General features: G+C 71.2%; 24 protein-coding genes and 1 pseudogene. 13 read left to right on the top strand and 12 right to left on the bottom strand.

Annotated features, from left to right (window positions below; genetic code table 11):
* Positions 1 to 129 precede the first annotated feature (129 nt).
* The 5 genes and pseudogenes from ACL06G_RS20540 to ACL06G_RS20520 all read left to right on the top strand — a co-directional run bounded on the left by ACL06G_RS20540 (position 130) and on the right by ACL06G_RS20520 (position 5,091).
* Entirely contained in the window at positions 130 to 1,080 is a 951-nt protein-coding gene (locus tag ACL06G_RS20540) for a coiled-coil domain-containing protein (RefSeq protein WP_412786451.1), read from the top strand.
* A 129-nt stretch (positions 1,081 to 1,209) separates the two neighbouring features.
* On the top strand, positions 1,210 to 2,244 hold the full coding sequence (locus ACL06G_RS20535) for an ABC transporter ATP-binding protein (protein ID WP_412786452.1): 1,035 nt from the start codon (positions 1,210 to 1,212) through the stop codon (positions 2,242 to 2,244).
* Between the two features lie 3 nt (positions 2,245 to 2,247).
* Positions 2,248 to 3,027 carry an ABC-2 transporter permease gene (locus ACL06G_RS20530; protein WP_412786453.1) on the top strand — a complete coding sequence of 260 codons (780 nt, stop codon included), beginning with the start codon at positions 2,248 to 2,250 and terminating at the stop codon, positions 3,025 to 3,027.
* Positions 3,028 to 3,163: 136 nt separating this feature from the next.
* Positions 3,164 to 4,079 (top strand): annotated as a pseudogene (locus tag ACL06G_RS20525) (ABC transporter ATP-binding protein); the annotation flags it as partial.
* A gap of 73 nt (positions 4,080 to 4,152) precedes the next feature.
* Positions 4,153 to 5,091 (top strand): ABC transporter permease, encoded by a 939-nt coding sequence (locus ACL06G_RS20520; RefSeq protein ID WP_412786454.1) that lies wholly within the window; start codon positions 4,153 to 4,155, stop codon positions 5,089 to 5,091.
* Between the two features lie 46 nt (positions 5,092 to 5,137).
* On the opposite strand, the gene ACL06G_RS20515 is transcribed toward ACL06G_RS20520, so the two are convergent.
* Positions 5,138 to 5,467: an Rv1322 family protein gene (locus tag ACL06G_RS20515; protein WP_412786455.1), complete on the bottom strand. Its 330-nt coding sequence runs from the start codon at positions 5,465 to 5,467 to the stop codon at positions 5,138 to 5,140.
* 242 nt (positions 5,468 to 5,709) lie between these two features.
* Here ACL06G_RS20515 and ACL06G_RS20510 point away from each other — a divergent pair, with 242 nt between their 5' ends.
* Positions 5,710 to 6,747 (top strand): LLM class flavin-dependent oxidoreductase, encoded by a 1,038-nt coding sequence (locus ACL06G_RS20510; RefSeq protein WP_412786509.1) that lies wholly within the window; start codon positions 5,710 to 5,712, stop codon positions 6,745 to 6,747.
* Positions 6,748 to 6,831: 84 nt separating this feature from the next.
* Here ACL06G_RS20510 and ACL06G_RS20505 read toward each other — a convergent pair whose 3' ends face one another.
* On the bottom strand, positions 6,832 to 7,224 hold the full coding sequence (locus ACL06G_RS20505; RefSeq protein WP_412786456.1) for an SCO5389 family protein: 393 nt from the start codon (positions 7,222 to 7,224) through the stop codon (positions 6,832 to 6,834).
* 242 nt (positions 7,225 to 7,466) lie between these two features.
* Between ACL06G_RS20505 and nucS the strand changes: the two genes are divergently transcribed.
* Positions 7,467 to 8,138, top strand: a complete 672-nt coding sequence (gene nucS, locus ACL06G_RS20500; protein WP_412786457.1) for an endonuclease NucS — start codon at positions 7,467 to 7,469, stop codon at positions 8,136 to 8,138.
* Between the two features lie 75 nt (positions 8,139 to 8,213).
* Here nucS and ACL06G_RS20495 read toward each other — a convergent pair whose 3' ends face one another.
* The 3 genes from ACL06G_RS20495 to ACL06G_RS20485 form a co-directional block, all read right to left on the bottom strand.
* Positions 8,214 to 10,736, bottom strand: coding sequence for an ATP-binding protein (locus tag ACL06G_RS20495; RefSeq protein ID WP_412786458.1), 2,523 nt, complete (start codon positions 10,734 to 10,736; stop codon positions 8,214 to 8,216).
* Between the two features lie 69 nt (positions 10,737 to 10,805).
* Positions 10,806 to 11,138: an STAS domain-containing protein gene (locus ACL06G_RS20490; RefSeq protein WP_412786459.1), complete on the bottom strand. Its 333-nt coding sequence runs from the start codon at positions 11,136 to 11,138 to the stop codon at positions 10,806 to 10,808.
* 249 nt (positions 11,139 to 11,387) lie between these two features.
* Positions 11,388 to 12,236, bottom strand: a complete 849-nt coding sequence (locus ACL06G_RS20485) for a 3-hydroxyacyl-CoA dehydrogenase family protein (protein ID WP_412786460.1) — start codon at positions 12,234 to 12,236, stop codon at positions 11,388 to 11,390.
* Positions 12,237 to 12,688: 452 nt separating this feature from the next.
* Between ACL06G_RS20485 and ACL06G_RS20480 the strand changes: the two genes are divergently transcribed.
* Entirely contained in the window at positions 12,689 to 14,392 is a 1,704-nt protein-coding gene (locus ACL06G_RS20480; RefSeq protein WP_412836457.1) for an APC family permease, read from the top strand.
* A 79-nt stretch (positions 14,393 to 14,471) separates the two neighbouring features.
* Positions 14,472 to 15,044 (top strand): cob(I)yrinic acid a,c-diamide adenosyltransferase, encoded by a 573-nt coding sequence (locus ACL06G_RS20475; RefSeq protein WP_412786462.1) that lies wholly within the window; start codon positions 14,472 to 14,474, stop codon positions 15,042 to 15,044.
* A gap of 44 nt (positions 15,045 to 15,088) precedes the next feature.
* Here ACL06G_RS20475 and ACL06G_RS20470 read toward each other — a convergent pair whose 3' ends face one another.
* Together ACL06G_RS20470 and ACL06G_RS20465 are read right to left on the bottom strand one after the other, a co-directional pair.
* The gene (locus ACL06G_RS20470; protein WP_412786463.1) at positions 15,089 to 15,829 is read right to left on the bottom strand and encodes an ABC-2 transporter permease family protein; all 741 of its coding nucleotides are present in this window, start codon (positions 15,827 to 15,829) and stop codon (positions 15,089 to 15,091) included.
* Positions 15,826 to 16,716 (bottom strand): ABC transporter ATP-binding protein, encoded by an 891-nt coding sequence (locus tag ACL06G_RS20465; RefSeq protein ID WP_412786464.1) that lies wholly within the window; start codon positions 16,714 to 16,716, stop codon positions 15,826 to 15,828. The genes ACL06G_RS20470 and ACL06G_RS20465 overlap by 4 nt, the downstream gene beginning before the upstream one ends.
* 108 nt (positions 16,717 to 16,824) lie before the next feature.
* Between ACL06G_RS20465 and ACL06G_RS20460 the strand changes: the two genes are divergently transcribed.
* From ACL06G_RS20460 to ACL06G_RS20445, 4 genes are all read left to right on the top strand, one after another.
* On the top strand, positions 16,825 to 18,072 hold the full coding sequence (locus ACL06G_RS20460; protein WP_412786465.1) for a sensor histidine kinase: 1,248 nt from the start codon (positions 16,825 to 16,827) through the stop codon (positions 18,070 to 18,072).
* Positions 18,069 to 18,719, top strand: a complete 651-nt coding sequence (locus tag ACL06G_RS20455) for a response regulator transcription factor (protein WP_412786466.1) — start codon at positions 18,069 to 18,071, stop codon at positions 18,717 to 18,719. The genes ACL06G_RS20460 and ACL06G_RS20455 overlap by 4 nt, the downstream gene beginning before the upstream one ends.
* A gap of 219 nt (positions 18,720 to 18,938) precedes the next feature.
* The gene (locus tag ACL06G_RS20450) at positions 18,939 to 19,502 is read left to right on the top strand and encodes a hypothetical protein (protein WP_412786467.1); all 564 of its coding nucleotides are present in this window, start codon (positions 18,939 to 18,941) and stop codon (positions 19,500 to 19,502) included.
* Between the two features lie 65 nt (positions 19,503 to 19,567).
* Complete coding sequence (locus ACL06G_RS20445; RefSeq protein ID WP_412786468.1) at positions 19,568 to 20,179, top strand: hypothetical protein; 612 nt, start codon at positions 19,568 to 19,570, stop codon at positions 20,177 to 20,179.
* Positions 20,180 to 20,251: 72 nt separating this feature from the next.
* On the opposite strand, the gene ACL06G_RS20440 is transcribed toward ACL06G_RS20445, so the two are convergent.
* From ACL06G_RS20440 to atpA, 5 genes are all read right to left on the bottom strand, one after another.
* Positions 20,252 to 20,704: a DUF2550 domain-containing protein gene (locus tag ACL06G_RS20440; RefSeq protein ID WP_412786469.1), complete on the bottom strand. Its 453-nt coding sequence runs from the start codon at positions 20,702 to 20,704 to the stop codon at positions 20,252 to 20,254.
* Positions 20,705 to 20,841: 137 nt separating this feature from the next.
* Complete coding sequence (locus ACL06G_RS20435; RefSeq protein ID WP_412786470.1) at positions 20,842 to 21,228, bottom strand: F0F1 ATP synthase subunit epsilon; 387 nt, start codon at positions 21,226 to 21,228, stop codon at positions 20,842 to 20,844.
* Positions 21,229 to 21,342: 114 nt separating this feature from the next.
* Positions 21,343 to 22,785: a F0F1 ATP synthase subunit beta gene (atpD, locus tag ACL06G_RS20430; protein WP_412786471.1), complete on the bottom strand. Its 1,443-nt coding sequence runs from the start codon at positions 22,783 to 22,785 to the stop codon at positions 21,343 to 21,345.
* A 2-nt stretch (positions 22,786 to 22,787) separates the two neighbouring features.
* Positions 22,788 to 23,747, bottom strand: a complete 960-nt coding sequence (locus tag ACL06G_RS20425; protein WP_412836456.1) for a F0F1 ATP synthase subunit gamma — start codon at positions 23,745 to 23,747, stop codon at positions 22,788 to 22,790.
* Between the two features lie 2 nt (positions 23,748 to 23,749).
* Entirely contained in the window at positions 23,750 to 25,321 is a 1,572-nt protein-coding gene (gene atpA / locus ACL06G_RS20420; protein ID WP_412786473.1) for a F0F1 ATP synthase subunit alpha, read from the bottom strand.
* Positions 25,322 to 25,370: the final 49 nt, after the last annotated feature.

Genomic DNA, 25,370 nt, shown 5'->3' with positions numbered 1-25,370 from the left:
CACTCGAACGAGCGAGCAAACTTCAGAACAAACGGGCAACCGCTCGAAGACACGCCGCTTGTCCCCCTAGGATTCCGATATCACTCCCCGTCTGATATTCCATCCCCCGTCTGACTCGACAGGAACCCCATGAGCGACACTTCTTCTCCCCACGGCTTCGACCTCGTGCGGCGTGGCTACGACAAGGGCCAGGTGGACGACCGCATCACCAAGCTCGTCGCCGACCGGGACAGCGCACTCGCCCGCATCACCTCTCTGGAGAAGCGGATCGAGGAACTCCACCTCGAGACGCAGAACGCCCAGGCCCAGGTCAACGATTCGGAACCGTCGTACGCCGGCCTGGGGGCCCGTGTCGAGAAGATCCTGCGCCTCGCCGAGGAGGAGGCCAAGGATCTCCGCGAGGAGGCGCGTCGGGCCGCCGAGCAGCACCGCGAGATGGCGGAGGACGCCGCTCAGCAGGTGCGGAACGACGCCGAGGCGTTCGCCGCCGACCGCAAGCGGAAGGCCGAGGACGACGGCGCCCGGATCGTCGAGCAGGCGAAGGACGAAGCGGGTCAGCTGCGTTCGGACGCCGAGAAGGACGCGCAGTCCAAGCGCGAGGAGGCCGACTCCCTCTTCGAGGACACCCGTGCCAAGGCCGCCCAGGCCGCCGCCGACTTCGAGACCAACCTGGCGAAGCGGCGGGAGGCGTCCGAGCGCGACCTGGCCTCGCGGCAGGCGAAGGCTGAGAAGCGGCTCGCGGAGATCGAGCACCGTGCGGAGCAGCTGCGCCTGGAGGCCGAGAAGCTGCGCACCGACGCCGAGCGCCGCGCCCGCCAGACGGTGGAGACGGCGCAGCGCCAGGCCGAGGACATCGTGGCCGACGCCAACGCCAAGGCGGACCGCGTCCGCAGCGAGTCGGAGCGCGAGCTGGCCGCCCTCACCAACCGTCGCGACAGCATCAATGCCCAGCTCACCAACGTGCGTGAGATGCTCGCGACGCTGACGGGCGCGGCGGTCGCCGCCGCCGGCCAGCCGGGCGAGGGGGAGGTCGACGAGGAAGCGCTCTCGCAGGGCGTTCCGGCCCAGCAGTCCCGCTGAGGCGAGCCGCCGGGCTCCGGCGGTGACGCGGACGAGACACCAGAAGCCCCGCACCCGGTACCGGGTGCGGGGCTCCGTGCAGGGTCCCGCGCGGCACGGACGCACGACCGTGCCCGTAGGATCGTTCGCATGATCGAGCTCGAAGGTCTGACCAAGCGCTTCGGATCGAAGGTCGCCGTCGACCACCTCACGTTCTCCGTGCGGCCGGGGGTGGTGACCGGCTTCCTCGGCCCCAACGGGGCCGGCAAGTCCACCACCATGCGCATGATGCTCGGCCTGGACGCGCCCACCAGCGGGCGCGTCCTGATCGACGGGCAGCGCTACGACCACCTGCAGGAGCCGCTGAACTCCATCGGTGCGCTGCTGGAGGCCAAGTCGGTGCACGGCGGGCGGACCGCCCACAAGCACCTGCTGTGCCTGGCGCAGAGCAACGGCATCCCGCCGCGGAGAGTCTCGGAGGTTCTCGACCTGGTGGGGCTGTCCGCGGTCGCCAAAAAGCGCCCCAAGGGCTTCTCGCTCGGCATGGGCCAGCGCCTCGGCATCGCCGCCGCCCTGCTCGGCGACCCGAAGATCCTCATGTTCGACGAGCCTGTCAACGGGCTCGACCCCGAGGGCATCCACTGGATCCGCAATCTCATGCAGCAACTGGCGAACGAGGGCCGCACCGTCTTCGTCTCCAGCCATCTCATGAGCGAGATGGCCCTCACCGCCGAACACCTGGTGGTGATCGGCCAGGGCAAGCTCCTCGCGGACACCCGCATGTCCGACTTCATCGCACGGAACTCGCGGTCCTACGTGCGGGTGCGGACCCCGGAGCCGGAGAAGCTGCGCGACGCGCTGCACGAGGAGGGGGTGCGGCCCACCGCCGCCGAGGACGGCTCGCTGGAGGTCGAAGGGCTGGAGGCCTCCCGTGTCGGCGAACTGGCCGCGCGGAAGCAGCTGGTCCTGCACGAGCTCGCTCCGCAGCAGGCCTCCCTGGAGGAGGCCTTCATGCAGCTGACGGCCGGCGCCGTGGAGTACCACGCGCACACGGCGGCTCCGGCCGCCCCACCGCAGCCCGCGGACGCCGGAGGCGCACCGCCGGCCGGTACGCCGCCGAGGACCGCCGACGCACCGCAGGAACGCCGCCCCGGCTGGGGCGAGGGCTGGAAGAAGGGCCGCTGACCGATGGCACACGTATCGCGGGTTCTGCGCTCGGAGTGGACCAAGATCGCCTCCGTGCGCTCGACGTTCTGGACACTGACCACCGCCGCCGTCGTCACGATCGGGCTCGGGGCACTGATCTCCTCCCTCACTGCCTCGTCCTTCAACGACCTGCCGCCGCAGGAGAGGCTCACCTTCGACCCCGTCTTCACCAGCTTCGCCGGCACCTCCCTCGGCCAGCTCGCCATGATCGCCTTCGGGGTGCTGGCCGTCTCCAGCGAGTACAGCACCGGCATGATCCGCAGTTCGCTGGGGGCGGTGCCGCAGCGCGGCACCTTCATGGCCGCGAAGATCGCGGTGGCGACGTCCCTGGTGTTCGTCGTCGGCATGGCGACCAGCTTCGTGACCTTCTTCCTGGGGCAGGCCCTGCTGGACGAGTACAGCACCACGCTGGGCGAGGAGCACGTGCTGCGCGCCGTGATCGGCGGCGGGCTCTACATGACGCTGATGGCGCTGTTCGCCATGGGGGTGACGTTCGTGCTCCGCAGTCCGCTGCTGGCGTTCGCCATCCTGATGCCGTTCTTCTTCCTGGTGTCGAACATCCTCGGCACGGTCGAGGCCACCCGTGACGTCGCCCAGTACCTGCCCGACCAGGCAGGTTCGATGATCATGTCGGTGGTCGAGGGGAGCATGGGCACCGGGGACCGGCCCTACGGGCCCTGGGGCGGTCTGCTCATCATGGTGGCCTGGGTCGTCGCCGCCCTCCTCGCGGGTTTCGTCGTGCTGAAGAAGCGCGACGCCTGACACCTGCCGGGGCGGCGGGAAAGACCCGGCCCGCGCCCTGGGGATCCGCGCTCGCCCCCGGTAGCCTCCTGGCCGTGACCGGGGGCGAACCGCGTGGGCGGCCGCGCATGCCCCGCAACCGCATCCAGGGGCGAACATGATCGAAGCGGACGGCCTGACGAAGCGCTACGGCGCCAGGACAGCCGTGGACAACCTGTCCTTCCGGGTACGGCCGGGCGCCGTCACCGGCTTCCTGGGACCGAACGGCTCCGGGAAGTCGACGACGATGCGCATGATCCTGGGCCTGGACGCGCCCACCTCGGGGCGCGTCACCATCGGGGGGCGGACGTACCGGGACCTGCCCGACGCACCACGCAGGGTGGGGGCCCTGCTGGACGCGAGGGCCGTGCACGGCGGGCGCAGTGCACGCAACCACCTCCGGTGCCTGGCCCGGTTGTCCGGTATCCCGCTGCGGCGGGTGGACGAGGTGCTCGGACTCGTGGGCCTGCGGGACGTCGCGGGCAAACGCTCCAAGGGCTTTTCGCTCGGCATGGGCCAGCGCCTCGGCATCGCCGCCGCCCTGCTCGGCGACCCGCAGGTGCTCCTGTTCGACGAGCCCGTCAACGGCCTCGACCCCGAAGGCATCCTCTGGGTGCGCACGCTGATGAAACAACTCGCCTACGAGGGCCGCACCGTCTTCGTCTCCAGCCACCTCATGAGCGAGATGGCCCTCACCGCGGACCATCTCATCGTCATCGGTCGCGGGCAGTTGATGGCCGACATGCCGGTGACGGACTTCATCGCGCAGAACTCCGCCGAGTACGCCCGGGTGCGCACCCCGGACCACGAACCCGGCGCCCACGAGAAGCTGACAGCGGCGCTGGCAGAAGCCGGAGCCCGCGTACGGACCGAGGAGGACGGCGCGCTGCGGGTGACGGGACTGCCCCTCCCCCGCATCAGCGACCTCGCCCACGAGGCGGACGTACGGCTGTGGGAACTCTCCCCGCACCGGGCCTCGCTGGAGGAGGCCTACATGCGCATGACCCAGGGGGCGGTGGACTACCGGTCCAGCGCGCCGGCATCCGCCGGGACGGCCTCCGCGCACCCGCCCACCACCGAGAACGAGCCGCAGAGCGAGGACGCACGTTGACGACGCCGCACCCGCACCCCGCACCGGGCGGCCGGGAGCCGCAGCCTGCTCCCGCTCCCGCCGCACCTCCCGGCCCCCGGCAGGCGGCACCCGGCGCCGCCGCGGCTCCGCCCCGGCGCACACACCTCGGGCACGCGCTCGCCTCCGAGTGGACGAAGATCCGCACGGTCCGCTCGACGGTGTGGACCCTGGGAGTGATGTTCCTGCTGGTCGTCGGCATCGGTGTGCCGGTGGCCCTGGCCCGCCGCACCGAGAGTCCCGACGTCGTCACCATGCCGCTGCTCGGCGGCGGCCTGTTCGGCCTGATGCTCGGGCAGATCTGCGTCCTCACCCTCGGAGCCCTGGTGATCACCTCCGAGTACGGCACCGGAATGATCCGCACGACGATGACCTCCTGTCCCGCCCGGGGGCGGGTGCTGCTCGCGAAGGCTCTCGTCCTCTTCCTCGTCGCCTTCCTCACGACGACCGCCGCGACCTCCCTGACCGCACTGATCCAGCACGGCGCCCTGGGCGGCATGCCGATCCGTTCCGGCGACTACGTCGGCGGGGACGTCCGGAACCCCGTCGTCGAACCGTTCACCGCGACCGGCGGCGAATGGTTCGACGCCACGGTCGGGGCAGGGCTGTACGTGGCGCTGCTGGGCCTGCTCTCCCTCGCCGTGGGGGCGATGCTGCGCCATTCCGCGGGAGCGATCACCACCATGCTCGGGCTGGTGCTGCTCCCGATGCTGGTGGCGCTCTTCATGCGCGGCGAGAGCCTGCGGGACGTCAGCGACGCGCTGCTGGAGTACTCGCCGTTGAACGGTCTGGCCGCCATGTTCCGCATGCCGATGCAGGGCGGCACCGATCCCTGGACCCTGCTCGGGCTGCTGGCCGCCGTCACCGGCGCCGCACTGGCGGGGGCCTACGCCGCGCTCGCCGCCCGCGACGTCTGACCCGCAGGACGACCGGCCAGGACCACGGAACCGGCCTCCAGCAAGCTCAGTAGCGGGGCGCGTTGCGGGACCTCTGGAGCCGCGCGCTCCGGCGGTCCCGCGCGTTCCAGCAGGCCGTGTGCCAGTGCCGCCGGGAGTCCACGTCGCCGTGCCGGGGCCAGGCCACGACGTGCGGAACGCCGGGCGGGATCTCCTGGTCGCAGCCGGGGCACCGGTACTGCTTGGCGGCCGCGCCGCCGCCGATCCGGCGCACCAGCCATTCCTCGCCCCGCCACTCCTCGGTGCGCTCCAATCCGTGGAATCCGCCCCGGCCCTGGCCGCTGTCCCGGGAAGCGGACCTGCCACCGCCGCGCGGGCGGTTACGACGCGGGGACACGGCTGCACCTCGAAGGACGGGACGGTCGGGCGGCTGGCGGGGACGCGGGGCGGCACCGCTGCCACCAGAGTACTGAGCGCGGACGGCCCGGCGCGCCCGGCCTGCACCCTCGAACTGCAGTGCCCCGCCCGTTCCCGGCAGGCGTGGCCGTGCCCTCGGCACATGTCACGCGTTGGTGCCGGAGGGGAGTCCGGAAGGGCGGGCCGCAGAGAGGCGGTGCACGGATGCCACAGCAACAGGACGTGTCGGTCGGCTCGTTCGTCCTGGCCGGGCAGTTCCCGGGACAGGGCCCCGAGGAGGCCCTTCACCGGGCGGTCGAGGCGGCCGACGCCTCGGAGCGTTCCGGACTCGACGCCGTGTGGCTGGCGGAGCACCACTTCGTGCCGTACGGCGTGTGCCCGTCCGCGGTGACCCTCGCCGCCCTGGTGCTGGGGCGGACGCGACGCATCGCCGTCGGCACGGCCGTCAGCGTGCTGCCGAACGCGCACCCGGTGGCGCTCGGGGAACAGGCCGCCCTGCTCCACCTGACCACCGGCGGCCGCTTCACCCTCGGCGTGGGACGCGGCGGCCCCTGGATCGACCTGTCGGTGTTCGGCGGCGGCACGGCGGCGTACGAGCGGCAGTTCCCCGAGGACCTGGAGCTCCTGCTGCGGTGGCTGCGCGAGCCGCGGGTCGGCGCGGAGGGCGAGCGGTACCGCTTTCCGGAGGTCGATGTCGTGCCGCGCCCGGGCGACGCCGTCGCGGGCCCGTCCCGTCCTCCCGGAGTGCTGGTCGCCTGCACCTCCCCGGGCACCGTGCGGCTCGCCGCCCGGCACTGCCTTCCGATGCTGCTCGGGATGCACTGCGGGGACGAGGAAAAGGCCGGGATGACCGCCCTATGGCAGCAGGAGGCCGTGGCGGCGGGGCATCCGCGGGACCGGGTCCGGGCATCGGCGGCGGCACATGTGTCCGCCGGAGTGGTGCAGGTGGCCGACACCCGCGAGGAGGCCGTCGGGCTGCTCACGAAGGCGATGCCCGGGTGGCTGCGGAACGGCCTGGCCGCGCACCGCACGGTGGACGGCCGGAAACGCACGCTGCGGGACCCGTCGGCCTACACCGAACTGCTGTGCTCCCTGCACCCGGTGGGACCGCCGCGGTGGTGCGCCGACCGGCTGGCGGCGACGGCGGACGCCACCGGGGTGCGCCGCTTCGCCCTGCTCGTCGAAGGCACCGGGGATCTCACGGCCACCAGGGCGAACGTGGGCCGGCTGGGGGCGGAGGTCCTGCCGCTGCTCCGCTGACGTCCGGGCACGGCGGCGCGGCGGCACGACGAGCGCGCCGGACGGATGAGCGTCCTCCTCCGCGCCCGCCGCCCCGCGGCGCTCTCAGCAGTCGCGCAGCGTCGGCGACTGGTTGAGCAACTGGCCGCGCACCGAGGTGAAGCGTGCGAGGCGGTCGTCCGCTGCGGAACCGGTCGGGAAGACCGCCACCCGGTGGCAGTTCTGGAAGGCGAGACGCACGGAGAAGTGCCTCTCCAGCGCGCCGCGTATCGCGTCGCTCGCCAGAGCCCGCAGCAACTGGCCGCGGGACTCCTCGTCGGGCGGCGGAGTGAGGTTGTCGGCGAACTCACCACCGTCCGCCTTCAGCCGGGTGACCAGCGCGCTGACGGTCTCCCACGCGTACGGCAGGGAGGTGCGGACGCAGTCGACGAAGGCCGCTTCGTCGACTTCGCCTCGCTCGGCCTGTGCGAGGAGGGCCGGTGAGACGTCGAGCGACATGAGATCTCCTCTCGCGACCCCGTCGCGGGGACGGGGTCCAACGGACGGACGGGGAGCACCGGCACGCACGGCGGGCCCGGCCCGTCCGCGCGCTCCCGCACGCGGTTCCGCACGGCGACGTCCCCGCTGCGAAGCGTAAGCCGCCGGGCACGGACACACCAGACGAAGGCATGCACAACAAGCCAGGAGGGACCCGGGGGCGGATCGCGGAGGGAGCGTCCGGTCGGCTAGCGTGACCGACCATGCGTCTCGTCATCGCCCGCTGCTCCGTCGACTACGCAGGCCGGCTCACCGCCCACCTCCCGACCGCTCCGCGGCTCGTGCTGGTGAAGGCGGACGGCTCGGTCTCCGTCCACGCGGACGACCGCGCCTACAAACCTCTGAACTGGATGTCACCGCCCTGCTCGCTCAAGGAGAGCGAGCAGGACGGCGTGACCGTGTGGACGGTCGTCAACAAGGGCGGCGAGAAGCTCATCATCACCATGGAGGAGGTCCTCCACGACTCCTCGCACGAACTCGGCGTGGATCCGGGCCTCATCAAGGACGGCGTGGAGGCCCACCTGCAGGAGCTCCTCGCCGACCGGATGGAGACCCTCGGCGAGGGCTGGTCCCTCATCCGGCGTGAATACCCCACGGCGATCGGCCCGGTGGACATCCTGTGCCGCGATGCGGACGGCACCACCGTCGCGGTCGAGATCAAACGACGCGGCGAGATCGACGGCGTCGAACAGCTCACGCGCTACCTTGAACTGCTGAACCGGGACCCGCATCTGGCACCGGTGAAGGGTGTGTTCGCGGCGCAGGAGATCAAACCGCAGGCGCGGGTGCTGGCGACGGACCGGGAGATCTCCTGCGTCACCCTCGACTACGACGCGCTGCGCGGCATCGACGACGACAAGCTCCGCCTCTTCTGACGGCCCGCCTCTTCCGGCGGCCCGCGGGCCACGGTTCCCCCCGTACCCGGAGGGGAGAAGAACCGCACCGTGCCGTCAGGCCACCGCGCCGCCGGTGCCGTCGTCCGGGCCGCCGCTCGGCGAGGGAGCGCCCAGCACATCGCCCACCGGATCGCCCGAATCGGGTGAAGCCGAGTCCCCGTCACCCGTCGAGCCCGAACCGGACGGCGACCCGGTGGGGCTGGGACTGCTCGACGGGCTGCTGGAAGGTTCGGAGGACTCCGACGGCGACGGACTGCTGGAGCTGTGCGTCGGAGCGGGACTGCTGGAGGTCTCGCCCGGCTCCCCGTCGCCGCCCGGCGTCGGACGGGGGTCCCGGGTGGACGTCGGCCCGCCGCTCGGGGACGCCGACTCGTCGGCACCGGTGGGACCGGTCGTCGCGTCGGAGTGTCCCGGTGCCGGCGCACCCCCGGAGGAGTGGGAAGCACCGTCGCCGCCGGCCGCCGGCGACGTCGTGGTGCCGTCGGTGGGCGTGTCGGGCAGCGAGTCGGAGTTGCCGGGGCGGCCCGGCCCGCCGGACGGGTCCTCCGAGCTGTCCGAGGCGGCACCGAGAGTCATCACGGTGCCCAGCACGGCCGCGAGCAGCGCTCCCGCGCCGGCGGCCAGCACGTTCTTGCGGGTGCCGTGGACGGCCAGCCCGCGGCGCCCGCCCACGGTGTGCCGGCCGTGGTCCGCGTCCGTGGCGGCGTCCAGCGCGGCGAAGCCGTCGTGGTCCACCGTCGAGACGTCGCCGAACGCGGCCGGCGGCATGCCGCCGGTGTCCCGGGCGCGGAGCGGGGCAGCGTCGTCGACGCGGCGCGTGGGTGCGGTGGGTGCGCCGGCTGAGGTGCCGGGTTCCCCAACGGCCGCCGGCACGCCCGCGTCCGGCGTGCCGGCCTCCGCGGCGGCTCCCGGGGCCGGTGCGGCCTGCGACGGGAAGTCCGGGCCTCCCGTGGCACCCGCCGCCCCGGCGATCGTCGGCCCGTTCGTCGTGCCGGGCGTGATCCCGGCGGCCCCGCCGCCGGCCGCCCTGAGACGGTCCATGACCAGGGCGAGCGTCCGCCGTCCCGCCACGGTGCCGTGCTTGTCGGCGAGAGCGGCCCGCAGCGCGATCGAGGCGTCCAGCTCGGCACGTGCCCGCTCCGGATGTCCCTCGCAGAGGGCCAGAACGCCCAGCTCGTGGTGGAAGTAGGCCTGTTCGGTGATCTCACCGGTGCTGCGCGCCGCCTCCTGACCGGTGCGCAGCAGCCGTTCCCACGCCCCCCGGCGCGAGGCAGCCGCCAGCACCGGGGCCGCCGCGCGCGCCAGCCGTACGGCGTCCTCCGCCGCTCCGGCACGCTGCGCGGACTGCACGGCTGCCACCACCGCGTCGGCCTCTGCGGCGACGCGGGCCGACGGCACCGAGGGGTGGGCGACCCACCAGGCGTAGTGGCGGGCGACGTTGCGGCAGCGCGTGCCGTCGGTGTCCTCGTGGGCCTCGCCGAGCTGTTCGACGACGCCGTGGGCGAGCCGCAGACGGCCGTCCGCCTCCGTGAGGAGCCCGGCTTCGAAGAGTTCGTCGGCGGTCCGGTCCGCGTGGTCCTCGCGCAGGATGGCGGGCAGCTGGGTGGCACTGGGGAGTTCCCCGCCGAGGGCGATCGCGACGCCCAGCGCTTCGCGCGCGATCGGGGAGAGCCCCCGTGCGAGGGGCGCGGCGAGTTCGATGCCGCTCGGCAACCCGTCGTCGTCGGCCGCGTCGGTGTGGAGCGCCCCCGTTCCCCTGTCGCGCTGCCGCAGCAGGGCCGCCGCCTGCCGGAACAGCAGCGGCTTACCCTCTCCGAGGAACCACAGGTCACCGGCCCAGTCCGCCTCGTGGTCGGTCAGGGGACGTTCGAGGCACCGCTCCAGCATTTCCAGCGCCCCGGTGCGGCTGAGGCCGGACAGGAAGACCTCTTCGAGGGCGGCCGTCTCCGACGGTGAGGGCACGTCCGGCGTAGCCGCGAACACGTACGCGCACTCGGGTGTGGCGGCGAGGAGTTCGTCGAGCAGCTCGCCACCGACCTCGAGGTCGTCGACGACGACCACGGCCCCGACGGTGGAGAGCGCCTCCACCAGACGCCGCCGGTCGGGGCGCTGATCCGCGGCGTCGTACACGGCCGCGAACAGGTCCTGGAGCAGATCGGAGATGCTGCGGCGGAGACCGCTGAGCCGGACGACGCCGTCGGGGGCGAGGTCGGACACCTCTGCGGCGAGAGCGTCGAGCAGGGCCGTCCTTCCGGATCCGCGGGGGCCGGTGAGGCGTACCGAACGTCCCTGCCCCAGCAACCGGGTGAGGCGCTCGCGTTCCTCGTCCCGCTCGCACAGCGGCGGAGGCCCGGAGGGTCCAGCGTCCGCGCGGCCGGCCCGCTCGCCGCCGGAGCGCCGCACCAGTGGTCCGGACCGGCGCAGTACGGGCGGGCAGGGCTCGATCTCGCTGCCGTCGACCGGATTGACCGTCAGAAGGTAGTCACCCGATATGAGTCGGACGGTACGAGTGGGAGAACCGCTGCCCCGCCCCTCGGCGTTCTCCTCACCGGAGTGGTCGTTGTCGTGCTGAACCATGGCCTCCGCCCCATCGCAGTGTCCGGCACAGTATCCCCGAGCCCCTGTGCCCTTTTGGGGTGCACGGCATCACGGGTTGGTGAGGATTCCGACCGAGGAGGCCGCTGCGGCGTCCTCGAAGGCGAGGATGCGGTGGAGCCGGGTGGCGACCAGGAGGCGCTGCATCTGCGGCGGCACCTGCCGGAGCACCAGCCTTCTCCCGCAGCGCCCCGCACGCCGGTGCACTCCCATGATCACCCCGAGCCCGGTCGCGTCCCACGACTCGAGTTCCGCGAGATCGAGGACGAGGTCGCCGTCGCCCTCGTCGACGGCGTGGTGGAGGGCCGTGCGGGCGTCCGCGGCGCTGCGGACGTCGAGGCGGCCTCCGACGACCAGCTCGGCGTGGTCGCCCCTGATGTGCATAACCGCTCCCCGTGTGGATCGTGTGCGACTGGGTGGTACCTCGGGCGTGGCGCGCGTGCTCCGAGAGCCTCGCGTGACGAACTCTCGTCCTGTGTGACGAACTGACGGCCTGTCGGGTTGTTGTCGGAGGCCCAACCGATGCGGATTTCACCCCGACGGGTGAGGCTCGGCCACCGTCCGCGACGCCGCCGGGGGTGCCCGCTCACGACGCGGGCACCCCTCCCCGGCCGTGCCGCCGGGGCGAGGAAGTCAGTAGCGGTAGAAGCCCTGCCCGCTCTTCCGGCCGAAGTCACCCGCGTCGACCATCCGCCGCATGCCTTCCGGCGGTGCGAACTTCGGGTCCTGCGACTCGGTGTGAATGTTCTCCGTGGCGTGGAGCAGGATGTCCACACCGGTGAGGTCGGCGGTGGCGAGCGGCCCCATCGCGTGGCCGAAGCCCAGCTTGCAGGCGGTGTCGATGTCCTCGGCCGAAGCGACGCCGGACTCCTGGAGCTTCGCCGCCTCCACGACCAGAGCGGCGATCAGCCGGGTGGTGACGAAGCCGGCGACGTCACGGTTGACCACGATGCAGGTCTTGCCGACGGATTCGGCGAACTCGCGGGCAGTGGCCAGCGCGGCGTCGCTGGTCTTGTGACCGCGCACCAGCTCGCAGAGCGCCATCATGGGCACCGGCGAGAAGAAGTGCGTGCCGACGACCCGCTCCGGGCGCTCGGTGACGGCCGCGATCTTGGTGATCGGGATGGCGGAGGTGTTGGAGGCGAGCAGAGCGTCGTCCTTGACGAGGGTGTCGAGCGTCCGGAAGATCTCCCGCTTGACCTCGATGCGCTCGAAGACGGCCTCGACGACGACATCCGCGTCGGCGGCGGCCTCCAGCTCCGTCGTCGTGGTGATCCGGCCCAGTGCGGCCTCCGCCGCGTCGGCGTCGAGCTTGCCCTTGCTCACGAACTTGTCGTAGGAGGCCTTGATACCGTCCGTGCCGCGGCGCAGCGCCTCGTCGGTCACGTCGCGGAGGACCACCTCCCAGCCCGCCTGGGCCGAGACCTGCGCGATACCGGAACCCATCAGGCCGGCACCGATGACGGCGAGCTTCTTCGCCACGACACGCATCCTTCCGTCACTACCTGGCTGTTGGCGGGACCCTAGCGTCTCGGGCGCCGCCTCAGGCAGGGAAGAGACGCGCGTCACGTCTCACATGGCGGACGTCACACCACTCCCGCCCGATTCACCACGGTATGCACGCCCGGCCGCGACCCGCGGCGGAGGCGCGGGACGCGACCTCGGGCGGTACTCCACCTTTTCGGACCAACAAGGCATACTGCACCAACGGGGCGCCTATGCACACGCGAGGGCCACCATGCACGCCCTTTAACAACTCTTGATCAAAAGGAGACGCGGCACGGCCGAATGCACACCCCGGGCTCCGGTGAGGTGAGCGTGGAGGCGGAGCCCTGCCCCCGGAACCGCTCCGGAACCGTCGGGCAAGGCCGTCCGTACCCCACGCTTCTCCCCGTGGGCCGGCACGCATGCACCAACAGGAGGTGGCCCGTCAGATGGCCGACACGACCGCACATCCGTCCGTGGACGATCCCGGCGACGACCGCCGGCTGAAGAAAGACTTCGGAACCACAGGGCTGCTGTTCACCGCGGTGGGCTCGATCATCGGATCCGGCTGGCTCTTCGGATCGCTGGAGGCCTCGCAGCTCGCCGGGCCCGCGGCGATCATCTCCTGGGTCATCGGCGCCGTGATGTTCGTCTTCATCGGGATGAGCTACTCCGAGCTGGGCACCATGTTCCCGCACTCGGGTGGCGTCGCGCGGTACCCGCACTACTCGTTCGGCTCGTTCACCAGCTTCACGCTGGGATGGCTGACGTGGATCGCCGCCGCCGCCGTCGCACCCATCGAGGTGCTCGCCGTCGTCCAGTACTCCAACAACTGGCTCCCCTGGCTGCAGGACATCCAGGACGGAAAACCCACCCTCACGGGATGGGGCACCCTGATCTCCGTCGCCCTGATGGGCGTCTTCGTCCTCGTCAACTTCTTCGGCGTGCGCTGGTTCCAGCGGCTCAACAACGTCCTGGTGTGGTGGAAGCTGCTGATGATCGTGCTGGTCATCGCCGTCTTCATGAGCCTGGCCTTCAACACCGACCACTTCGCGAGCCCGGACTTCGGTGGCTTCGCCCCCTACGACGCCCAGGGCGTGTTCAGCGCGGTGGCCAGCGCCGGCATCGCCTTCTCCTACTTCGGGTTCCGGCAGGGAGTGGAACTCGCGGGAGAGACCGACAACCCCAAGAAAAACGTTCCGTTCACCCTGATCGGCTCGGTCGTCATCTGCGGCATCCTGTACATCGGCCTGCAGATCGCCTTCATCGCCGCCGTGCCGTCCGAGGCGATCACGGCCGAGGGCTGGCAGGCCGTCGGCGCGAACTTCACCTCCGGTTCCGACGTCCTGGCGACCTTCGGCCCGCTGGCCGCCATCGCCGGCATCCTCGGCGCGGTGTGGCTCGCCGGTCTGCTCTATGCCGACGCCATCATCTCCCCCGGCGACACCGGCATGATCTACGCCGGGGTCACGGCGCGGATCTCGTACGCCATGGGCCGCAACCGCAACGCCCCCGCCGGTCTCGCGAAGGTCGACCACAACGGCGTGCCGTGGGTCAGTCTGCTGCTGGCCTTCATCGTGGGCTGCCTGTTCTTCCTCCCGTTCCCGGGCTGGGCCCAGCTGGTCGGCTTCATCACCAGCGCCACGGTGCTGTCCTTCGGTTCCGGGCCGATCGTGCTGCTGGCCATGCGCAAACAGCTTCCGGAGCAGGAGCGCCCCTACAAGCTCGGCGACCGCATGGTGTGGTTCGTGGGCTTCATGGCCCTGTGGTCCACCAACCTGATCGTCTACTGGACGGGTTGGGACAAGAACTGGAAGCTCTTCGGCCTGATGCTCCTGGGCTGGGCCCTGCTGGTGGCCTTCCTGAGGTTCTCCCGCCAGGAACACCCGAAGCTGGACCTGGCCGCAGGCACCTGGGTGTTCGTCTGGTTCGCCGGACTGGCGCTGATCAGCTTCCTCGGGGACTACCCCACGCAGGACGCGGACGCCGGCAACCTCGGCGTCCTGGACTTCAACCTGGGCGCCGCGGCGACCCTGGTGCTGACAGGCCTCACCATCTGGCTGGCGCTGCGCAGCGCCCTGCCCCGCCACCGAGTGGAGGAGATCCTCACCGACGCGCGCAGCGCTCACGGGGACGGCCCCTCCGCCCACTGAGCGGACGGCTGCCCGGCGCGCGGCACGAGGGTTCCGCGGTGCCGCGGGACCCTCGTGCCGCGCGGGCTACCCTGCACCCATGGTCAACCTGACGCGCATCTACACCCGCACCGGGGACGACGGCACCACGGCCCTCGGCGACATGAGCCGCACCCCCAAGACCGACACCCGGATCGCCGCCTACGCGGACGCCAACGAGGCGAACGCCGCGATCGGGGTGGCACTCGCCCTGGGCGAGCCGACCGACGAGGTGAGGACCGTCCTCGTGCGCGTCCAGAACGACCTCTTCGACGTCGGCGCCGATCTGGCCACCCCGGTCGTGGAGAATCCGGAGTTCCCCCCGCTGCGGGTCGAGCAGTCCTACATCGACAAACTGGAGGAGGACTGCGACCGTTTCCTCGCCGGCCTGGAGAAACTGCGCAGCTTCATCCTGCCCGGCGGCACACCGGCCGCGGCACTCCTCCACCAGGCCACCACCGCGGTCCGGCGGGCCGAACGCTCCACCTGGTCGGCCCTCGAGGAGCACGGCGACACCATGAACCCGCTCACGGCGACCTACCTGAACCGGCTGTCCGACCTGCTCTTCATCCTGGCACGGTCGGCGAACAAGGAGGTCGGCGACGTGCTCTGGGTGCCCGGCGAGAACCGCTGACCGGGACGGCGCACGCGTGGCGGCGGAACCTGCTCCCCCGCCCGTCACGCGTCGCGGCGCCGTAGGCACCACCAGCCGGCCACCAGAGCTGCGCCGGCCCACGCCGCCGTCACCGCAAGACCCGCCCACGGCCCCAGCGGCCCGGAGGGATCCTGGTGCAGCACCTGTTGCCCGGCACGGTCGGGAAGGTAGGGCGCAACGCCCGTCGCGACGTCGCCGACGACGAAGGACACCAGCAGGACGAACGGAACCAGGAGGCTCAGCACCGCTGTCCCGCTGCGCAGCACCGCCGCCGTCCCGGCCGCGAGCAGTGCCAACAGTCCGAGGTAGAGGCCTGCGCCGACACAGGCGCGCACCACGCCCGGATCGCCGAGACCCAGGGCGTGGGAACCCAGGAAGGTCTGTCCGACGAGGAAGGCGGCGAAGCCCGTGAGGACACCGACCGCACTGCCGAGCACACCGACCACCAGGACCTTCGCCGTGTAGAAGCGGCCTCGGGAGGGCACCGCGGCCAGCGAGATCCGCAGCGCGCCGTTCACGTACTCGGACGAGAACATCAGGGTCCCGAAGCAGAGGGCCGCGATCTGACCGAAGTTGATGCCGTAGAAGGCGAACAGGAGCGGGTCCTCGGAGCCGACCGCCTCGGCCCGGCCCACCGTCGCCATGGCGAGGACCGTGACGCCGACGGTGCTCAGGAGGACGGCGGCCCATGAGACCGCAGTACCGCGCAGGGTCCTGGTCCTGATCCACTCGGCGCGCAGCACGGGTACGAGAGCCACGGTCATGCCTCCTGGGTGAGCGCGAGGTAGGCGTCCTCCAGGGACCCCTCCTCGGCGAAGAGTTCGAGGACGGGTACACCTGCTCGTGCGGTGATCGGGCCGATGTCCTCCACGTGGGCGTCCTCCACGCTCCAGCGGCCGCCCTCGCACCTGCGGGCCCGGTACCCGTGGTCGGCGAGCACGATCTTCAGCAGTTCGTCGTCCGAGGTGCGCAGCCGTACCCGGGGCACCACCCGCCGGTCGAGGAAGTTCCGCATGCCGGTGTCGGCGAGCAGGCGCCCCCGCCCGAGGACCACCACATGGTCGGCGCACGACGCGGTCTCGGACATCAGATGGCTGGAGACCAGCACGGTGCGCCCCTCCCCCGCCATGCGTCGCATCAGTTCCCGGATCCACACGATGCCTTCGGGATCCAGCCCGTTGGAGGGCTCGTCGAGCAGCAGCACCGGCGGATCCCCCAGCAGCGCGGCGGCGATGCCGAGCCGCTGTCGCATGCCCAGCGAGTAGCTGCGGACGCGGCGCCGCGCCACGGACGCCAGCCCTGCCTCCGCCAGCACCTCGTCCACCCGGCTCATCGGGACACGGTTGCTCGCGGCCAGGATCTGCAGATGGCCGCGGCCGGTGCGGGAGCCGTGCGCGGCCTGCGCGTCCAGCAGCGCGCCGACGTGGCGCAGCGGCTCCTCGCGAGCCGTGTACGGACGTCCGCCGACGGTGGCGGTTCCGGAGGTCGGGCGGTCCAGTCCGAGGACGAGGCGCAGTGTCGTGGACTTGCCGGCACCGTTGGGGCCGAGGAAAGCGGTGACCCGCCCCGGCTCCACGGTGAACGTGAGGCCGTCCACGGCCCGGACGTCACCGTAGTCCTTGGTGAGTTCGCGGATCTCGATGGAAGTCATGCGGCAAGCCTCGGCCGGGGGCATGCCGCGAGGCATCCCCCGCGGTGGGGGACCGTCTCCCCCGTGCGGGGGAGCCGCGCGGGCACTGCGGGCTGCCAGGATGTCGCCATGCGTCGAGTGCTGCGTCCGCCGGCCCGGGCCGTCACCTACACCCGCTGGCTGCACCTGCTGGTCGGCTCCGTGATCGCCTTCGTGTGCGGCGCGGTCTACCCCGGACTGGACGGGAAGAGCCCGGGACAGTGGTTGCTGGTGGCGCTGGTTCCGATCCCGCTACTGCTCCTGGTGGCGATCCTGTTCCCGGCGATGCGTCTGGCGGAGGGCCTCCAGGCACGGTTGATGCTGCTGCCCGGGCCGCACGGTCACACCGACGGCCCGGAGGGGCGGTCGGCGATCGTGGCACGCCCGTCCGCCTCGTGGCGGGACCGCGGCAGGACGGCACTGTGGATGGTGCTGCGCCTGGAGACGGGGCTGCTCGCCGTCCTGGTGTCGGTACAACTCATCACCGCTTTCCTCGAACTGATCGACGCGGCGCTCGGCCGGGAGAGCGGCACGGAGTCCGTGCTGCATCTGAGCGGGGACCACTGGGGGTTCGCACTGCTGGCCCCGCTGCCCCTGCTCCTCCTGGTGTACCTGATGGCAGGCCTGGGAGCCGTGACGACCGTCGCGGCACGCCGCCTGCTGGGGCCGTCCCCGGCGGAGCGGCTCGCGGAACTCGAGGAGTTGACGGAGCGGCTGCTGGAACGCGACGGGATCGCCCGCGAGTTGCACGATTCGGTCGGTCACGCGCTCACCGTCACCGTGGTGCAGGCCGGGGCGGCCCGCACGGCGGGCAGCGCGGAGTTCACCGACCGGGCCCTGGCGGCGATCGAGGAGACGGGGCGGGAGGCACTGGAGGATCTGGACCGGATGCTGCGGGTACTGCGGCGGGCGGAGGACGGAGCGGGTCGCCGACCGTCCCTGGCGGACGCGGACCGGCTGGTGGAGGCCGCCCGTACGTCGGGGGCCGAGGTGGACCTGGAGATCGCCGGCAATGTGTCCGGGGTGCCCGGGCCGGTGTCCCGCGAGGGGTACCGCATCCTTCAGGAGACGCTGACCAACGCGATCCGGCACGGGGGAACCTCTCCGGTCGCGGTGCACGCGCGGCTGACGGTCGGCGAGGAACGGGTGGAGTTGGACGTGCGCAATCCGGTGGCGTCGCCGGGGGCCGACCGCGGGGGTGCGGGAGCGGGCAGCGGGCTGCGGGGGATCCGGGAACGGGCCGCCCTGCTGGGCGGCGGCGCCACCGCGGGAATGCGGGACGGCGGGTGGCGGGTCCACGTCGAACTGCCGGCCGCCCCGTCGGGGCGGCGCCGGTGACCGTCTCCGTGCTGCTCGTCGACGACGAACCCCTGGTACGGGTCGGCCTGCGCGCCGTGCTGGAGGCGCAGCCCGACATCGAGGTGGTGGGAGAAGCCGCCGACGGCGCTGCGGTGGTTCCGCTGGTCCGGCGGCTGCAACCGGACGTGGTCGCGATGGACGTCCGCATGCCGCTGCAGGACGGCATCGAGGCGACCCGTGCGGTGCTGCGACTCGTGGACCGGCCTCCGAAGATCCTCGTGGTGACCACGTTCGAGAACGACGCATACGTCTACGGCGCACTGCGGGCGGGCGCCGACGGATTCCTGCTGAAGCGGTCGCGGCCGGCCGAGATCGTGCATGCGGTGCGGTTGGTGGCGGCGGGCGACTCGGTGCTGTTTCCGGCCGCCGTGCGGTCGCTGGCCCAGGAGCATGGCTCGCCGGAGGCGCGGGCGGCGATGGACCGGGCGTCCCTCACGGAACGGGAGGGGGAGGTGCTGCGGCTGATGGCCCGGGGACTCTCGAACGCCGAGATCGCAGGCGTGCTGGTGGTCGGGACCGAGACGGTGAAGTCCCATGTCAGTTCGGTGCTGACGAAGTTGGGCGCACGGGACCGCACCCAGGCGGTCATCACGGCCTACGAGTCCGGCTTCGTCTCACCGGGGTGAGGGAGCGGGCCGGGTGCCCTGGTGCTGCAACACCCGCAGTGTCAGGGCGGCGAGCGCGGGCCGCTCGGCGTCCCACATTCGCGGGCACCGGTGATCCGGCGAGCTGGGGCAACGCGCGTGGATTCCGGGCAATACCGGGCCTTCCGTTTCGCAGCGGTCGGGGCGAGCAGAATCGAGAGCGCTCTCCCCCCCCCTACAGGAGAAGGGAAAACAACGGTGATGGCACGAAGATCAGCACGTTCCGTCAGGGGTGCCGCTGCGCTCGCCCTGGCCGCCGCGCTCAGCGGCGTGTCCGGCGCGACGGCGCAGGCCGCCCCCGCACCGGCCGACGGGCCGGACCACCGGCACTGCATCGCCGACCTGGACAGCGGTCGGCAGCAGTGCTTCGGGACCTTCGACGCGGCGGTGACGGCGGCGACCGGGGGCCGGGTGAAGGACGCACCGGAGTCCGCGCGTGCCGCAGCGCGGGACGACGCGTTCCGGGCCGAGCTGGCGGGCGAGGTGATCCAGGGCACCTTCTTCGAGCACGCCTCCTACGGCGGGTCCTCGTTGACCGTCTACGGCGCCGAGCCGTGCGTGAAGGACGGCTGGGTCGAGTACCAGCTGGACTTCGACGACTGGTGGAAGGACCGCATCTCCTCCGTCCAGCCGTGGGCGAACTGCTGGATCTGGCTGTACCCGGAGCCGAATCTTGGCGGCGACCGCGACGGCCCGTTCAAGGAGAACACTCCGGACATCGGCTCGTTCATGAACGACCGTGCGGAGTCGGTCGGCTTCAGCTGACCTCTCCCGGAGCGGCAGTACGCACCTACCAGCAGCCACCCCCACGCATTCGACGGAGGAACCCCATGCGCAGCAGAACACGAGTCGGCGTGCTCGCCGCCGCCCTCGCGACGGTGGGCAGTGCGGCGCTCGCGCCGGTCGCCCACGCCGAGGAGACGCCCACGGCCCGCCAGTTGTTGATGAAGTGCGACAACGGCAGCGACGTGTGCATCTTCCACCCCGACGGTCCGCCGCAGATCTCCATGGGCCCGTCCCACCAGGTCGGCGACAGCGCGTTCAACTGCACGCAGGACACGCAGCGTTCGGGCGTCGGCTGGTCCGACACCACCGGTGAGACCAACAGCGTCGGCCTCTCGATGAGCGCCGAGTACGGCTTCGGCGAGGTCTTCAAGGTGACGGTCGAGGCCAGCTACGAGCACACCTGGTCCAACTCGCACACCGAGACCGACACCACCTACATCGACGTCCGGCCGAACGAAGTGGGCTGGGTGACCCGCGAGGCGCAGATGCAGACCGTCACGGGCACCTACGAACTGCACTTCCCGGACCCGTACTACGGGCACTACTACTGGTACGTCCCGTTCACCGCCACGGGCCCGGTGCCGGACGCCCCGAGCACGAAGACGCAGCACACCCGGGCGATGACCGGCCAGGAGCAGGCCTCGCACTGCGGCTGACCGCCCCGTCCGGTCCCGGACGCCCGGGTCCGGGACCGGCACGGCCGGCCGGCCGGTCGACCGATCGGCCCGTCAGGCCACGTTGACCCGCTGGCCGGGGGGTGCCGCCTCGAGCCAGGCGAGGAAACCCGTCAGCGCGTCGTCGCTCATCGCCAACTCCACGCGCGTGCCGTACAGGGTGCAGCTCAGCACGACCTGGTCGGACAGCAGCGCGAGCTCCTCCTCGCCGCTGGGCATGCGCCGGGCCAGTACGTCGACGCCGGCGCGCTCCAGGGTACGCCGGGGCCGGAGAGCGTAGGAGAAGACGCGGAACCAGTCGACCCGGTCACCGTTGTAGCGGGCGACGCCGTAGACCCATCCCTTGCCTCCGGAGTCGCCGGTCTCCTCCTCCGGCAGGTCCCACCGGAGGGAGCAGTCGAAGGTGCCTCCGGAGCGTTGGATCAGCCGGCGGCGCAGCCCGAAGACGAACAGCGCCAGCACCACCAGCAGCAGGGCCGTTCCGCACAGCACGAGTGCGAGGACCATCTTCACCGACCTCCTCGCATCGACTGCTCGACGGGCCTGGAGCGGCCCTGGTTCTCTATGGCCTCAGCCGCGGACCGTGCTGGAGAGTGCTCCAGTCCGGTCCGCGGCTGAGGGATGACTTCCGCGTGGTGCGGGCCTCAGTGGGCGCCCGTCGTCACCGCACGCAGCCTGACGTCGGCACGCCGCTCGGCTGCGGCGTCCGCATCGGCTTTGGCCCGTTCCAGCGCCCGCTCGGCCCGCTCGACGTCGATCTCCTCCGACAGTTCCGCGATCTCCGCCAGCAGAGACAGCTTGTTGTCCGAGAACGAGACGAACCCGCCGTGCACGGCGGCGACGACGGTGCCCTCGCCGCTCTCACCGGTCGTGCGGATGTTGACCGGGCCGGATTCCAGCACACCGAGCAGCGGCTGGTGGCCGGGCATGACGCCGATATCACCCGACGTGGTGCGCGCGACGACCAGGCTGGCCTCGCCCGACCAGACCTTGCGGTCCGCGGCGACCAACTCGACGTGCAACTCAGCCACGGTGGCTCCTCAGATAAGGGATGGTGAAAAGGATAAGGGGTGCCGGACGGGCGGGGTCGCCTCCCACGCCCCGGAGGGCGTGGGGGCGGGAGCCCGCCCCCACCGGCGACCGCGTCAGGAGACGCCGAGCTCCTTGGCGTTGGCCTTGAGGTCCTCCAGGCCACCGCACATGAAGAACGCCTGCTCCGGGAAGTGGTCGAAGTCGCCGTCCGCGATCGCGTTGAACGCGGCGATCGACTCGTCCAGCGGAACGTCCGATCCGTCCAGGCCGGTGAACTGCTTCGCCGCGTGGGTGTTCTGCGACAGGAAGCGCTCGATGCGACGCGCGCGGTGGACGGTGAGCTTGTCCTCCTCGCCGAGTTCGTCGATACCGAGAATGGCGATGATGTCCTGGAGGTCCTTGTACTTCTGCAGGATTCCCTTGACCCGCGAGGCGGTGTCGTAGTGCTCCTGCGAGATGTACCGCGGGTCCAGGATCCGGGACGTGGAGTCCAGCGGGTCCACGGCCGGGTAGATGCCCTTCTCGGAAATCGGACGCGACAGCACCGTGGTGGCGTCCAGGTGCGCGAAGGTCGTCGCCGGCGCCGGGTCGGTGAGGTCGTCCGCGGGCACGTAGATCGCCTGCATCGAGGTGATGGAGTGACCGCGGGTCGAGGTGATGCGCTCCTGGAGCACACCCATCTCGTCCGCCAGGTTCGGCTGGTAGCCCACCGCGGAGGGCATGCGACCGAGCAGGGTGGAGACCTCGGAACCGGCCTGGGTGAAGCGGAAGATGTTGTCGATGAAGAACAGCACGTCCTGCTTCTGCACATCGCGGAAGTACTCCGCCATGGTCAGACCGGCCAGCGCGACCCGCAGACGGGTGCCCGGCGGCTCGTCCATCTGGCCGAAGACCAGCGCGGTCTGCGGCAGAACGCCGGACTCGGCCATCTCCTCGATGAGGTCGTTGCCCTCACGCGTGCGCTCGCCGACGCCGGCGAACACGGAAACGCCCTCGTGCAGCTTGGCCACACGCATGATCATTTCCTGGATGAGCACGGTCTTGCCGACGCCCGCGCCGCCGAACAGGCCGATCTTGCCGCCCTTGACGTACGGGGTCAGCAGGTCGACGACCTTCAGGCCGGTCTCGAACATCTCGGTCTTCGACTCGAGCTGGTCGAAGGCCGGCGCCTTGCGGTGGATCGGCCAGCGCTCGGTGACCTCGGACTCGGCCTCCGGCTCGTTCAGGATGTGACCGAGGGTGTTGAACACCCGGCCCTTGGTGACGTCGCCGACCGGCACCGTGATGCCGTTGCCGGTGTCGGTCACCGGAGCCTGCCGGACCAGGCCGTCGGTCGGCTCCATGCCGATCGCACGGACCAGACCCTCACCGAGGTGCTGCGCGACCTCGAGCGTCAGGATCTTCTTCTTGCCGTCCTCGGAGGGGTCCGCGACCTCGACGGTCAGCGCGTTGTAGATCTCCGGCATCGCGTCGACGGGGAACTCCACGTCGACGACCGGGCCGATGACCCGCGCGACGCGGCCCGTCGCCGTCGCGGTCTCAACTGTGGTGGTCATGGTTACCTGTCACTCCCCGCAGAAGCGTCGGCCAGCGCACTGGCACCACCGACGATCTCGCTGATTTCCTGGGTGATGTCGGCCTGTCGGGCCGCGTTGGCAAGCCGCGTGAGCGACTTGATGAGTTCCTCGGCGTTGTCGGTCGCCGACTTCATCGCCCGGCGGCGAGCGGCGTGCTCGGAGGCAGCCGCCTGCAGCAGGGCGTTGTAGATCCGGCTCTCGACGTACCGCGGCAGCAGCGCATCGAGCACGTCCTCGGCGGAGGGCTCGAAGTCGTACAGCGGCAGGACCTTGGTGCCCTTGGACGCCGTCCGCTCCTCCTCGCCGTCCTCGGGCGTCGGGACGGACGTCCCGCCGTCCGTGTCGAGGGAGAGCGGCAGCATCCGGCGGTCCACCGGGTTCTGCGTCATCATCGACACGAACTCCGTGTAGACGATGTGCAGCTCGTCGACCGCCCCCTCGGCAGCCTGCTTCGCGGTGATCGCCTCGATCAGCGGCTCGGCCACCATCTTGGCGTGCGCGTACGTCGGGCTGTCGGAGAAACCGGTCCAGGAGTCCGCCACCGGCAGGTTGCGGAAGGAGTAGAAGGACACGCTCTTGCGGCCGACGAGGTAGGTGTCGACCTCCTTGCCCTCGCCCTCCAGGCGCCGGGTGAGCGCCTCCGCGGCCTTGATGGCGTTGGAGGAGTAGCCCCCCGCCAGACCGCGGTCGCTGGTGATCAGCAGGACCGCGGCCCGGGTCGGGTTCTCCGCCTCGGTGGTCAGCGCGTGCTTGCTGTCCGATCCCTTCGCCACCGCGGTCACCGCACGGGTGAGCTCGGTCGCGTACGGCGTGGAGGCCGACACCTGGCGCTGCGCCTTGACGATGCGCGAGGCGGCGATCATCTCCATCGCCTTCGTGATCTTCTTCGTCGCCTTGACGGATTTGATCCGCCGCTTGTAGACGCGGAGCTGGGCACCCATGCTCAGTCCTCGCCCAGCAGCTTGCCGTCCGCGGTCTCGAACGTCTTCTTGAAGGAGTCCACGGCGTCGCCGATCGACTGAACGGTGTCGTCGGACATCTTGCCGCCCTCGACGATCGAGGTCATGAGGCTCTTGTGCTCGCGGTGGAGGAAGTCCAGCAGCTCGCGCTCGAAGCGGCGGATGTCCGCGACCGGCACGTCGTCCATCTTGCCGTTGGAGCCGGCCCAGATGGAGACGACCTGGTCCTCGGTGGAGTACGGCGCGTACTGCGGCTGCTTCAGCAGCTCGACCATGCGCTGACCGCGGTCCAGAGCCGACTTGGAGGCGTCGTCCAGGTCGGAACCGAAGGCGGCGAACGCCTCCAGCTCACGGAACTGGGCGAGGTCCACACGGAGCCGTCCCGAGACCTGCTTCATCGCCTTGTGCTGGGCGGAACCACCCACACGGGAGACGGAGATACCGACGTTCAGCGCCGGGCGCTGGCCCGCGTTGAACAGGTCGGACTCCAGGAAGCACTGGCCGTCGGTGATGGAGATGACGTTGGTCGGAATGAACGCCGAGACGTCGTTCGCCTTGGTCTCGACGATCGGCAGACCGGTCATCGAGCCCTTGCCCATGTCGTCCGAGAGCTTCGCGCAGCGCTCGAGCAGCCGGGAGTGCAGGTAGAAGACGTCCCCCGGGTAGGCCTCACGGCCCGGCGGGCGGCGCAGCAGCAGGGACACCGCACGGTAGGCGTCGGCCTGCTTGGAGAGGTCGTCGAAGACGATCAGGACGTGCTTGCCCTGGTACATCCAGTGCTGGCCGATGGCCGAGCCGGTGTAGGGGGCCAGGTACTTGAAGCCCGCCGGGTCGGACGCCGGGGCGGCGACGATGGTGGTGTACTCCAGGGCGCCGGCCTCCTCCAGCGCACCGCGCACGGACGCGATGGTGGAGCCCTTCTGGCCGACGGCGACGTAGATGCAGCGGACCTGCTTGTCCGGGTCGCCCGAGCGCCAGTTGTCGCGCTGGTTGATGATCGTGTCGATGCCGAGGGCGGTCTTGCCCGTCTGGCGGTCACCGATGATCAGCTGCCGCTGGCCGCGACCGATGGGGGTCATCGCGTCGACGGCCTTGTAGCCCGTCTCCATCGGCTCGTGCACCGACTTCCGCTGCATGACCGTGGGGGCCTGCAGCTCGAGGGCGCGGTTGCCCTCGGTCTCGATGTCGCCGAGGCCGTCGACCGGCTTGCCCAGCGGGTCCACGACCCGGCCGAGGTAGCCCTCGCCCACCGGGACCGACAGGACCTCGCCGGTCCGCGTGACCGGCTGGCCCTCCTCGATGCCGCTGAACTCGCCGAGGACAACGGCACCGATCTCGCGCTCCTCGAGGTTGAGGGCGAGGCCGAGGGTGCCGTCCTCGAACTTCAGCAGCTCGTTCGCCATGACCGAGGGAAGTCCCTCGACCTTCGCGATGCCGTCGCCGGCAACGCTGACCGTCCCGACCTCTTCGCGCGAGGCCGCGTCCGGCGTGTACGACTGGACGAAATTCTCCAGCGCGTCCCGGATCTCATCCGGCCGGATCGTGAGCTCCGCCATCTGGGTTCCCTGCTCTCCTTGTTGGGCCCGTAAGTCTTGTCTTTTACGG

Origin of the sequence: Streptomyces callyspongiae (assembly GCF_047200695.1) — a bacterium.
Classification (GTDB): Bacteria; Actinomycetota; Actinomycetes; order Streptomycetales; family Streptomycetaceae; genus Streptomyces.
Note: the sequence above shows the minus strand (reverse complement) of the source record. Positions and strands in the feature narration are given on the sequence as shown.